Genomic DNA, 12848 nt, shown 5'->3' with positions numbered 1-12848 from the left:
AACTTTGTCGCAAATAACAGGATTTGGTGACATTTAAGAAAACTATTTTCCGGCAGGCCCTACTCATTTTATTATACGTCATGGGCTGTCAGTCGCAGGACCGACCAGTTTATCGGGCAGGTAAGCAGGCCCGTACGGTGACTATTCAACAGGATGCCAGCGGGTTTTCCCTGTACAGGAACGGGCAGCCGTACTATATCCGGGGAGCGGGGGGATACACTTATTACGACCGTCTGAAGGCAATGGGTGGCAACTCCATTCGGGTATGGGATACGAGCGATGCCGATCGGATTCTCGACCAGGCAAACGAGCAGGGGCTCACCGTCATGCTCGGTATCTGGATTGTTCGGGAAAAAGAAGGGTTTAACTATTTCAGCCAGGAAGCTGTTGCCCAGCTTAAAGAGCGCGTGCGAAAAGAGGTTTTACGCTACCGTAACCATCCGGCGCTGCTCATGTGGTGCATCGGCAATGAAATCGATTTCGGACTGTTCAATATCAAAGCCTGGCGGGTAATCAATGAAATTGCCGCCATCGTTCACGAACTGGACCCCAACCACCCGACAACAACCACCCTGATCGACGTCAGCCCCCGGGTAGTCCGCTTACTCAAAGAGGAGTGTCCGCATATTGACCTTCCATCCATCAACAGTTACAGAGCGTTGCCTTTCTTCGCTGAAAACCTTCAGCAATCGGGTTGGGATGGCCCCTATATTGTCACAGAATTTGGTCCGCCCGGTGCCTGGGAGTCCGAAAAGCACACAGACTGGAATATACCGGTTGAACTAACCAGCTCCCAAAAAGCGGAATTTATCAAAGAACGCTATACCAACGATATTCTGGGCAATGCCTCCCGCTGCCTGGGTTCGTATATATTCTTCTGGGGTCAGAAACAGGAGTGTACTCCGACCTGGTTTAGTCTGTTCACCAAAAGCGGGGAAAAAACGGCATCTGCCGACATGATGCAGTATCTGTGGAGTGGGCAATGGCCCGTTAATCGTGCCCCTCACCTGATGTCGGTCCGGTTGCAGGCAGCCGACAACACGCCGGCCAATCGGCTCCGGCCGGGCCAAACCTACTCCGCTCAGGTACTTGTTAACGACCCTGAGGGAGACCCCCTCCGCTATTATTGGGAAGTACTGCCGGAATCGGACTGGCGGGATCTGGACGGGTCCGTAGAAAAAGAAGTAAAGCCAACGCCGGTCGACAATGTTCTGATTACCAATAACAACGCTGAAATCCAGTTGACGGGCAATCTTAATCCTGGTCCTTATCGGTTGTTTGTGTATGTCTATGACGATAAAGGCAGCGTAGCCACCGCTAATGTTCCGTTCTTGGCCGAGCAAGTATCCGAACCGCGAACTCGGTAATCAAGCCCGGTAAAGCTGAACGCTAAAAAGTCAGATACGGCGCCAGCTTTTCAATGGTTCCGGCATCCAGCACCCGAATGGGTTTCAGCGACTCCAGGGAAGTAAAGGGGCCGTGCTGGTTGCGGTAATTGACGATAACCTGCGCCTGCCGGTATGACAGATAAACGTGTTTGTCCAGTTCCTCGGCGGTGGCCGTATTAATGTTTAACCGCTGCACCGGTGATTTTACCTGGGCGTAGCGGTTCATTTCTGTCAACGCCAGCGAATCCAGCCCGAAAATGTCGCGGTACTGCTCCTCAGAAACGAAACCACCCAGCGCATCCCGGAACTTCACTATACGAACCGCCAGTTTGGAACCGATCCCTTTCAGCCGTATCAGGTCTGTGGTGTCAGCAGTATTAATGTCAAACGGAACCAGCGCGGGTTTGGCCGCGGGTCGGGCTGCGGCAACCTCCGGTGTCCGTTCAAAGGAATGCCTTGTCGGGTAGCTGGCAAAAGCGGGCGTCGGCTGCTCCGGCAATTGAATATAGGCCTCCAGCCGATCGTACAGCGCAGGCGGGAAATCGTATATCTTCCGCACGTCTTCTTTTTTCCGGAACTGCCCACCTTTGGACCGGTAGCGCTCAATGCGCTGGGCCAGCCAGTGCGGAAGCCCTAATTCCTGCCACTGCGCCACTGTAGCGGTGTTCGGATTAAACGGAAACAGCCGGCCATTCATGCGCTTTGGCTCACTATATCGTTCGGCAACGGTTTTCTCCGACTCCTCCCGGTCGTATGGGTTCTTTACCGTTTCGGTTTTCATCAGCGCCACCAGGCTGTCGAGCCGTCGCTGATCTGCGGCCGAGGTGTCGGATACTGTATCCGGCACAAAATAGCGGTAGAGCCAGGGCGCTACCAGAAACAGACAGGTGATGAACAGCACCACCAGAAAACCGCTTGCTTCTTTGTGCGAGAAACCAAAGTAGTCGCGGATGAGGGTAAATGATCGCTTGAGCATAATTGAAAAAAGGTAGAGTTATGACTTTTTGCTCAGGCAGAGGTAACATCTCTCCATCTTTCTTAATTTTGCCGGACTATGGATGCAACAACTCAAACTCCGGCAGCCGGCGCACCGGCTACGTCGCTACAGGATATTATCGCCCACGCCAAAGAATACGGCTTTGTTTTCCCTTCCAGTGAAATATACGACGGTTTGCAGGCCGTGTACGACTACGGTCAGAACGGTGTTGAACTGAAAAATAACCTGAAAACGGTATGGTGGAAAGCCATGACGCAGGTAAACGACAACGTAGTGGGAATTGACGCGGCCATCTTCATGCACCCCCTGACCTGGAAAGCGTCCGGCCACGTCGACTCGTTCAACGATCCGATGATCGACAATAAAGATTCCAAGAAGCGTTACCGCGCCGATCAGTTGCTGGAGGGCAAAGCCGAGCAGTACGAGAAAGCCGGTGACGAAGCCCGCGGGCAGGCGTTACGCGATGAACTCGGTCGCCTGCAGGGGGCCGAAGATATGGAAGGGCTGCGGAACCTGATTATCAGCGAAGGCATCGTTTGCCCTATTTCCGGTACCGCCAACTGGACCGAAGTCCGGCAGTTTAACCTGATGTTCTCCACGCAGGTGGGCTCCGTGGCCGAAGATGCGAGCCTGATCTACCTTCGTCCCGAAACGGCGCAGGGTATCTTCGTCAACTTCCTGAACGTGCAGAAAACCGGACGGATGAAGATTCCGTTTGGCATTGCTCAGATCGGCAAGGCGTTCCGGAACGAGATTGTGGCCCGGCAGTTTACCTTCCGGATGCGGGAGTTCGAGCAGATGGAGATGCAATACTTCGTTCGCCCCGGCACCGAAATGGAGTGGTACGAACGTTGGCGCGACACGCGGCTGAACTTCCACAAAGCCGTTGGCCTGCCGGCCGAGAAGCTGAAGTTCCACATCCACGAAAAACTGGCCCATTACGCCAACGCAGCCGTGGATATTGAATACGAATTCCCGTTTGGTTTCCGCGAGATCGAGGGTATCCACTCCCGCACCGACTTCGACCTGAAGAGCCATCAGGAGCTGTCTCGAAAGAAGATGCAGTACTTTGATCCGGAGATCAACCAGAACTACATTCCATACGTAGTGGAAACTTCTGTGGGTGCCGACCGGCTGTTCCTGGCCGTATTCTGCAACGCCTATACCGAAGAGGTCGTGGGTGAAGGCGACGCGCAGAAGACCCGCACCTACCTGAAACTACACCCGGCGCTGGCCCCCGTGAAAGCGGCTGTATTCCCACTGGTGCGTAAGGACGGCCTGCCCGAGAAAGCCCAGCAGATTGTAAAGCAGCTCCGCAGCGAATTCCGGGTGATTTACGAAGAGCGCGACGCCATCGGTAAACGCTACACCCGCCAGGATCTGATCGGCACGCCATTCTGCATTGCCGTAGATTACCAGACGCTGGAAGACGATACCGTCACGATTCGCTACCGCGACACTACCGAGCAGGTCCGCGTACCTATCAGCGAACTGAAGCAGCGCATCGGTTATGATGTGTCAACAGAGCGGATTCTGGAGAATTTGTGAGTACAACGGAATTATATTCCGTTTTTTACGTGAACCAATAAAAAACGGAATACAATTCCGTTGTACAGATGCACCTCCTCCTTAAAACCCCTGTTAATCAACCCCTCCATCAGGTTTGGACAGGCTTCGACCGGAGCTTGTTTGATACCCTGAGTCCGCCGTTTCCGCCGGTAAAGGTAGTTCGGTTTGATGGCTGCCGAACCGGGGATGTGGTGCATCTGCAACTGATTTTTCTCGTATTCCGGCAGGACTGGATCAGCGACATCACCGACCAACAGGAAAGCGCCGACGAAATCTACTTCATCGACGAAGGCCGGAAGCTCCCCTTTTTTCTTACATATTGGCGACACCGCCACCGGCTGGTCCGCCGGGGTAATCAGACCGTCATTATCGACGATATTACATACCGGACCCCTACCCGCCTGACCGATTGGTTGTTTTATCCACTACTGTGGGCTCAATTTGCATACCGCAAGCCCATTTATCGTCGCATCTTCCGGTAAGGCTGGAGAGAATCAGGCACTTTTCGGTTTTTTCTCCTATTTTTGTTAGGATTCGCCTATTCCAAGTATTGTTTCTTCGCTATTGAATGAAATTCAACATCACCACTAAAATTGTGCTCGGCTTTGTGCTGGGTGTCATATTGGGTCAGATTTTATATGCCACTACCGACGCCGAAACGGCCGCGTCGGTAGGCGATAAGTTTCAGATAGTCAGTAAAGTTTTCCTGAAGCTTATCAAAATGATTGTCGGCCCACTGGTATTCACGACCCTGGTGGTGGGCATTGCCAAACTCGGTGATTTTAAGGCAGTAGGCCGGATAGGCCTGAAAACACTCGGCTACTTCTACTTTGCCACAATCCTGTCGCTAACGATCGGTCTGGTGGTAGTAAACATCACCCGGCCGGGTGAAATTCAAAGCTGGCCGCGCCCGGCGGCCGGTACCAGCGTGGGTATTGAAGGTAAAAAGCTGAACAGCATTGAGGAGTTTATCCTGCACATTTTCCCGGATAGTGCCTTCCGGGCTCTGGCCGAGAACGAAATTCTCCAGATCGTAGTTTTTGCGCTGTTCTTTGGGGTAGCGCTGGGGGCGATTGGTGAGAAGGGCAAAAACATTATGAAAGCCCTCGACTCGCTCAGCGAAATTGTGTTCAAGATGGTCGGCTATGTCATGCAACTGGCACCGTATGCAGTGTTGGGCGCTATGACGGCCGTCGTGGCGGCCAAAGGCCTGGGCATTCTGATCTCATATGCATACCTGCTGCTGTGTTTCTTTGGCGGCTTGCTCTTTTTTATATTCGTCGTTCTGGCGGGCATCTGCGTTGTTATCGGCATTCCTTTCTTCAGGTTGATGGCGCAGATCAAAGACGCGCTGCTGCTCTCATTTAGTACGGCCAGTTCGGAGGCCTCGCTGCCCCAGCAAATAAAAGCTCTCGAAGAGTTCGGTATTTCTCCGCGCATTATTGGGTTTGTGCTGCCGCTGGGGTATTCGTTCAACCTGGATGGCTCTATGATGTATATGACCTTTGCCACAGGTTTTCTGGCGCAGGCGTACGGTGTCTCGCTCACGCTACAGCAGCAGATAGTGATGCTGCTGACGCTGATGGTAACGTCTAAAGGCATTGCCGGGGTGCCCCGGGCGTCGCTGGTGGTTATTGCCGGGACTATGGCCATGTTTGATTTGCCGGTTGAGGGTCTGGCTCTGATTCTGGGTATCGATCCCTTCCTGGACATGGGGCGGTCGGCTACCAGTGTGGCCGGTAATGCGGTGGCTACCTGCATTATCTCCAAATGGGAGGGAGAGAAACAGCTCACGCCGGAGGAACAGATAACAGCCTAATTTCTTTGTGCCGGCTTGTCTATTATCACAATAGACCAATCTGCTTAATTGATTCTCCAGCCGTACTCCTAAATTCCGCAGGAGTACGGCTGTTGTGTATAACAGGCCATTGCTACCGTTTATATACCTGCCGTACTCTTTATCACAAAGGTTAGCTTACCAACGGAACAGTTACTATTTTTGAAGTAACCAGTTCTTAACCGCATGAACATTTTAGAAACCCGCCACATTGTCAAACAGTACGCTCAACACCGGGCGCTCGACGATGTCAGTCTGACGGTACCCAAAGGCAGCATCTTTGGCCTGCTCGGTCCTAACGGTGCCGGCAAAACCTCGCTCATCCGCATCATCAACCAGATTACCGGGCCCGACACGGGCGAGGTAATCTTCGACGGGAAACCGCTGCACCCCGATCACATTCAGCGCATCGGCTACCTGCCCGAAGAACGGGGTCTGTACAAAAAGATGAAAGTTGGGGAACAACTGCTGTATCTGGCCCAACTGAAGGGCCTGAGTGAAAAACAGGCTATGGAGAAGCTGAAGATCTGGTTTACCAAGTTTGATATCAAAACCTGGTGGGCCAAACAGGTAGAAGACCTCTCCAAAGGAATGCAACAGAAAATTCAGTTTGTGGCTACTGTGCTGCACGAACCCGACCTGATTATTCTGGATGAGCCCTTCTCCGGCTTCGACCCCATCAACGCCAACCTGATCAAAGACGAAATTCTGGAATTGCGCGAGAAAGGCAGCACCATTATATTCTCGACCCACCGCATGGAGTCGGTTGAAGAGCTTTGTGATCACATTGCCCTAATCAACCGCTCGCATAAGGTGCTGGATGGCCCCAAAAAAGCCATCAAAGACCAGTTCAAGACCCATACGTACCACGTCGAGTACCAGGGCAGCCTGGCCGACCTGCCACCGGCATTTACCGTGCTGGACACTAAACAGTTGGAAGACAATTTTGTCCGCACCGACATCCGCATTCCGCCCGATGCCGCCGTCAACGACCTGGTGCGGCTTCTGATCGACCGTGTCACCGTCCGGGCGTTCGGCGAAAATATCCCGAGCATGAACGATATTTTTATCAAAGCCGTTGGCGAAGTACCTACCACATAAAGAACGAATGAGTGAAAGAGTGGCTTCACAGCCTCTTCACTCTTTCGGGCTACGCGCCCCGGGCTACGCGCCCCGGGCTACGCGCCCCGCTCTTTCACTCATTCACACTTTCGCCCATTCACTCTTTCACTCATTACCCATGAAGATTATATTTCTAATCCTTAAACGCGAATACCTGGTGCGCGTCCGGAAGCGGTCCTTTATTGTGATGACCATTCTGGGGCCTCTACTGATTTTTGGCTTTTATGCCGTGGTGGGCTGGGCCGCTATCAGCTCCATCGAGCAGAAGAAAGTTGACGTCATCGACGATAGCGGTTTGTTTAAAAACAAGCTGGAAAACACCAAATCACTTTCGTTCAGCTACCCAGACGCAACGTTTCAGGCCGCTAAGTCAAACTTCCTGAACAGTAAAAAAGATGTGCTGGTGCACATTCCGGAGAATGTGATGGAACAGCCCAAAAGTTTGCAGATGTTTGCCGAGAAGGGCGTCAGCCTCGAAATTAAAAGCAGCATTGAACGGGCTATCGAAAAAGAAATCGAAAGCATAAAGCTGACGCAGGCGGGCATTACCCGCAAGGTATTACAGGATGCTAAAGTAAATGTTGATTCCGAAACTATCAGTCTCAGCGAAGAAGGCGAAAAAACCAGCAGCGCCGGAGCGGCCACCATTATCGGCGGTATCTGCGCGTTCCTGATTTACATCTCAGTGTTTGTCTACGGCACGCAGGTGATGCGGGGCGTGATGGAAGAAAAAACCAACCGTATTGTCGAGGTGATTATCTCATCGGTGAAGCCCTTCCAGTTGATGATGGGCAAGATTATCGGCGTGGCGCTGGTTGGTCTCACCCAGTTTACACTCTGGATTGTGCTGACGATTGCCCTTACTTCCCTTGGTACGTCTATACTCGGCCCCCGCTTTGCCCAGCAGCGGGCGCAGACGGTGATGGCTACGCAACCCGGTATGCAGCAGCAGATGCAGCGCGACGAAGACACAACGGATGAAACGGTGGTAGCGCAGGCCCAGACCGCTCCAAAGAACCCGGTTGACGATGTGATGAAGGCCATCAACAGCCTGAATATTCCGATGATTATTGCCTGCTTCCTGTTCTACTTCCTGGGCGGCTACCTGCTCTACAGTGCGCTGTTCGGGGCCGTAGGTGCGGCTGTCGACAACGAAACGGAGGTGCAGCAGTTTATGCTGCCGATCACGCTGCCCGTCATTTTCTCGTTTATTATTGCCCAGTTTGTCCTGCGCGACCCTAACGGCAGCCTGGCGTTCTGGACATCCATGATTCCGTTTACCTCGCCCATTATCATGATGGTGCGCATTCCGCTGGGTGTTCCGGGCTGGGAGCTGGCCCTGTCCATGACCCTGCTGGTGCTGGGTTTTGTGGGCACCACCTGGTTGGCCGCCCGCATTTACCGGGTCGGTATTCTGATGTACGGAAAAAAGGTAAACTACAAGGAGTTGTCGAAGTGGATATTTTATAATGCGTAGCAGTAGACCGGAATTGTATTCCGGTCTACTGGCGCTTAACAACTTTTAACAGCCCGTCCGGCCCCGGACGGGTTTTATTTTGCTAATTTTGCTTTACAAAAAGTTTACAGTCAGCAATTCTATTTTTCTTCAACCTTAAAGCAAAATATGCAGTCTTACAAACGCTTGAATACCCTGACGGGCTGGGCGGTCTTTGCGGTGGCGCTACTTACGTATGCCTTAACCGTCGAACCGACGGCCAGTTTCTGGGATTGTGGCGAATTTATTGCGTGTTCGTTCAAACTTCAGGTTCCTCACCCGCCCGGTGCGCCGTTTTTTCTGCTGCTGGGCCGCATGTTTTCCCTTCTTGCCTTAGGCGATCTCACCAAAGTAGCATTCTGGGTAAATATGGTTTCGGTAACGTCCAGTGCGTTTACCATTCTGTTCCTGTTCTGGACTATTACCATGCTCGCCCAAAAGCTTCTGTATAAAGCCGAAGCGACGTACGCCACCGCTGATACCCTGATTGTGCTGGGTACGGGTGCCGTAGGGGCCCTTACGTATACGTTTTCCGATACATTCTGGTTCTCGGCCGTTGAAGCCGAAGTATACGGCTTATCCTCATTCTTCACGGCCATTGTGGTATGGGCCGCTTTCCGCTGGGAGCGGATTGAGGACGATGCCACGGCCAACCGCTGGCTGCTGCTGATTGCTTACCTGACGGGTCTGTCCATTGGCGTTCACCTGCTGAACCTGGTTACGCTGCCGGCGCTGGCACTGCTGTATTACTACAAAAAGTATCAGAAAATTACCTTCTGGGGGGGCGTAATGGCTTTTGGTGCCGGTATGGTCATTCTGGGGATTATCAACTCCGGGATCATTCCGGGCCTGCCCAGTGCCGCCTTTGTGGTAGAGCGGCTGTTTGTGAATACGTTTGGGTTGCCCTTCAATGTGGGCACAATTTTCTTTACCGTTCTGTTCATAGGCGCTTTGGTGTACGGAATTATCTGGTCGGCCCGGCGGAACAAGGTCATGCTCAATACCGGGCTGCTGGCGCTGGCGTTTGTGCTCATCGGCTATGCGTCGTATATCCAGGTGCTGGTACGGTCGGGGTATAATCCGCCCATCAACGAAAATAACCCGAGCGATGCACTGAACTTTATCTCGTACCTGAAACGGGAGCAGTACGGTAGTCGGTCATTGCTGTACGGTCCAATCTTCACGGCCCGGCCCATCGATCAGAAGCGTGGAGAGCCCATTTACCGCAAGCAGGGCAACAAATACGTGGTGTACGATTATAAACCGGTGTACGAATACGAAGCCAATCAGCAGATGCTGTTCCCCAGGATTTACAGTACCCAGCCGGGACATACCCAATTATACCGTCAGATGCTGAAGATTCCGGAAGGTAAAAAGCCGACGATGGGCGATAACCTCCAGTTCCTGTTCAGCTACCAGCTTGGCCATATGTGGTGGCGATACCTGATGTGGAACTTTACCGGGCGGGAGAGCGACGAGGAAGGGGCCGGTTATTTGCTGCCCTGGTCGTCGGACCAGAACATACCCGATCTGATGAAGGCCAACAAGGCTCGTGACAATTATTACATGCTGCCCTTCCTGCTGGGCCTGTTTGGCATTGTGTTTCAGTATTTCCGCCGTCGGCGCGATTTCCTGATTGTAGCGCTGCTGTTCTTCTTTACAGGTATTGCTCTGCAAATCTTCCTGAACTCCCCACCCAGTGAACCCCGCGAACGGGACTATATCTATGTGGGTTCATTCTACTTCTTTGCCATCTGGGTGGGCCTCGGCGTCATGTCCATTGCCGAAGGACTTCGTAACTACCTGAAGAACGACACGATGCGGAACGGCCTGGTCACAGGTCTGTGCCTGCTGGTGCCGGTGATGATGGGGGCTAAGAACTGGGACAACCACGACCGCTCCAACCGGTATCACTCGGTTGATTTTGCCAAGAACCTGCTGAACTCCTGCGCACCCAACGCGATTTTGTTCGTGGGGGGTGATAATGATACCTTCCCCCTATGGTATGCCCAGGAGGTCGAGGGCTTCCGCACCGATGTCCGCGTTTGTAACCTTAGCCTGCTGGGTACCGACTGGTATATTCAGCAGATGAAGCGCCAGACCTATGAGTCCGAAGCCCTGCCCATTTCGCTGGAGTTCGACCAGTTTATTACCGGCAAGAACGACATCATTCCTTTCTATGAGATTGGTGCCGTTAAGAACGGTATTAACCTGAAGGAATACATCAGCCTGATCCGGCAAAGCAGTCCGGCGGTGCAGGTGCCGCTCACCACCGGCGATATGACCAGCATCATGCCGTCGTCGGTGTTGTTCCTGCCGATTGATAAGGCGGCTGTTGATAAAGCCAGTTTTGTGCCGGCTTCGCTGCGGCCGTACGTGAAAGACACGCTGCAGTGGACCATCGGCAAAAACGATCTGTACAAGCCGGATCTGATTATGCTCGACATCATTGCCAACAACAACTGGCAGCGGCCGATCTATTTCTCGACCACGCTGGCGTCGCAGAACTACCTGAGTCTGAAAGACCATATGCAGTTAGAAGGGTATGCCTACCGCCTGATGCCGGTGGGTGTTCAGGGCGCGTCGGATGGCTTTGTCAATTCGGACATCATGTACCAGAACATGATGAAGAAAACCTTCTGGCGGCAGATGGACAATCCCAACGTGTATTACGACGAGACCTACAAAGGCTCGCCGGTGATCTCGGCCCGAATTGCGTTCTTCCGGCTGGCCGACCAGCTTATCCGGGAAAATAAAAAGGAGCAGGCCCGCCAGGTACTGAATTACTCCCTCCAGGTCATTCCAGACAAGAGTATTCCGTTCGATCAGGTATCGGCCAACTACGTGCGGTTCCTGTTTGCCGTGGGCGAAGACAAGAAGGCCTTGGAAATTGCCGACGTGATTGCCAAACGCGCCGACCAGAACCTGACGTATCTGCAACAGACCGGCCAGCGCTGGGGCGACACTAATGCCGACCTGTACAGCCTCCAAACCATTACAGAAGCGTGTAAAGAAGCCAACCAGGTAGCAGCCGCCACTAAGTACGACGCCATTTTCCAGAAGCACATCAATGCGCTGGGCTAATGTACAACGGATTTGTAATCCGTTTCATGGGCTAACAACTAGTACGACGGATTTGCATCGCACCGGCGCCCCGGTCCGGGGTACAGGCTACAAAAAAGCCTCCGAGGAATCGGAGGCTTTTTTGCTTATACGATTCATACCCGATGACTTTAAGGAGAATTTATCCTACTATTGCTTTTATCAAAGACCTTAACCAAATAGCGTCTAAAACATGGAAGATCAGCAATCACGCCGTACGTTCCTGGGGACTACGGCCGCTCTCGTATCAGGAGCCGTACTTGGCACCAACAAACTGTTTGGTGCTCCGGCCATTATCCGGAACCTGAACAAACCCAACTCGCTTATCAACGGTGTTCAGATCGGCGTCATTACCTACTCGTACCGCGAAATGCCCGACCAAAGCGCCGAGGCCACGCTGCAATACGTGCTGGACAGCGGTATCAGCGCCATTGAACTGATGGGTGGGCCGGCCGAGTCGTTTGCCGGAGCGCCAAAAAATATGGTGGATATGCGCACGATATTTCCGTTGATGCGGAAGCGTCGCGAAAACCAGCAACTGACCGAAGACGAACAGAAAATACTGGCCGAGGCCGACGCCCAGACCAAAGCCTACCGGGCTGAGGTTGCCAAATGGCGGCAGTCAGTCTCCATGGCCAAGTTTGAGCAGGTACGCAAGATGTACAACAAGGCCGGGGTAACCATCTACGGCTTTAAACCCGATGCGTTCGGGATGCAAAACACAGACGCTGATATTGACTATGGCATGCGAGCCGCCAAAGCGCTGGGAGCCAACCAGGTGACGCTGGAACACCCCGCCAACGATGCTCATACGCAGCGGTTAGGTAAAATGGCCGAAAAGCACGGCATCCGCGTGGGTTATCACGGCCACGAGCAGCAAACGCCCACCTTCTGGGATACCGCCCTGGCCCAATCGCCCGGTAACGCTCTGAACTTTGACCTGGGGCACTACATAGCCGCCGGTCAGCCCGACCCGCTGGGGCTCATCCGGCAAAAGCATGACCGCATTGCCAGTATGCATATCAAAGACCGGCAGGGTCCTGCTAACGGTAAAGGCAATTTGCCCTGGGGACAGGGCGATACCCCTTTGAAAGAAGCGTTGACCCTGATGCGGCAGCAGAAGTATACCTTTCCGGCTACGGTGGAGCTGGAATACAAGGTACCGGAAGGCTCAAATCCGGTAGCCGAAGTCCGCAAGTGCGTTGATTTTTGCCGGAATATTCTGGCTTAAGAATTAAAGAGAGCTGTTTGGGATCTCAAGTCTTTATTGATTTTAAAAAAATAAACGAGCCATTTTGGCTTGCCCTTACAGGGCAGAGAGCAGGGCACGAATTGGCT

The 12848-nt window shown here is 52.9% G+C and carries 9 protein-coding genes; 8 read left to right on the top strand and 1 reads right to left on the bottom strand.

The window, feature by feature from the left end; translation table 11 throughout:
* The first annotated feature begins 26 nt into the window (after positions 1-26).
* On the top strand, positions 27-1367 hold the full coding sequence (locus tag ABD931_RS10270; protein WP_345266656.1) for a glycoside hydrolase family 2 TIM barrel-domain containing protein: 1341 nt from the start codon (positions 27-29) through the stop codon (positions 1365-1367).
* A gap of 22 nt (positions 1368-1389) precedes the next feature.
* On the opposite strand, the gene ABD931_RS10265 is transcribed toward ABD931_RS10270, so the two are convergent.
* Positions 1390-2364, bottom strand: a complete 975-nt coding sequence (locus tag ABD931_RS10265; RefSeq protein WP_345266654.1) for a ComEA family DNA-binding protein — start codon at positions 2362-2364, stop codon at positions 1390-1392.
* A gap of 78 nt (positions 2365-2442) precedes the next feature.
* Between ABD931_RS10265 and ABD931_RS10260 the strand changes: the two genes are divergently transcribed.
* From ABD931_RS10260 to ABD931_RS10230, 7 genes are all read left to right on the top strand, one after another.
* Entirely contained in the window at positions 2443-3933 is a 1491-nt protein-coding gene (locus tag ABD931_RS10260; protein WP_345266652.1) for a glycine--tRNA ligase, read from the top strand.
* Between the two features lie 68 nt (positions 3934-4001).
* Positions 4002-4436: an SRPBCC family protein gene (locus tag ABD931_RS10255; RefSeq protein WP_345266650.1), complete on the top strand. Its 435-nt coding sequence runs from the start codon at positions 4002-4004 to the stop codon at positions 4434-4436.
* 86 nt (positions 4437-4522) lie between these two features.
* Positions 4523-5773, top strand: a complete 1251-nt coding sequence (locus ABD931_RS10250) for a dicarboxylate/amino acid:cation symporter (RefSeq protein WP_345266648.1) — start codon at positions 4523-4525, stop codon at positions 5771-5773.
* 204 nt (positions 5774-5977) lie between these two features.
* Positions 5978-6892, top strand: a complete 915-nt coding sequence (locus ABD931_RS10245) for an ABC transporter ATP-binding protein (RefSeq protein WP_345266646.1) — start codon at positions 5978-5980, stop codon at positions 6890-6892.
* Positions 6893-7031: 139 nt separating this feature from the next.
* Positions 7032-8390 (top strand): ABC transporter permease, encoded by a 1359-nt coding sequence (locus ABD931_RS10240; RefSeq protein WP_345266644.1) that lies wholly within the window; start codon positions 7032-7034, stop codon positions 8388-8390.
* A 147-nt stretch (positions 8391-8537) separates the two neighbouring features.
* The gene (locus tag ABD931_RS10235; protein ID WP_345266642.1) at positions 8538-11492 is read left to right on the top strand and encodes a glycosyltransferase family 117 protein; all 2955 of its coding nucleotides are present in this window, start codon (positions 8538-8540) and stop codon (positions 11490-11492) included.
* A gap of 211 nt (positions 11493-11703) precedes the next feature.
* A complete protein-coding gene (locus ABD931_RS10230; RefSeq protein WP_345266640.1) occupies positions 11704-12741 on the top strand; it encodes a sugar phosphate isomerase/epimerase family protein in 1038 nt (345 codons plus the stop codon).
* Positions 12742-12848: the final 107 nt, after the last annotated feature.

Source organism: Nibrella viscosa (assembly GCF_039541875.1).
Classification (GTDB): domain Bacteria; phylum Bacteroidota; class Bacteroidia; order Cytophagales; family Spirosomataceae; genus Nibrella; species Nibrella viscosa.
This window is presented reverse-complemented; position numbering and strand designations above follow the sequence as displayed.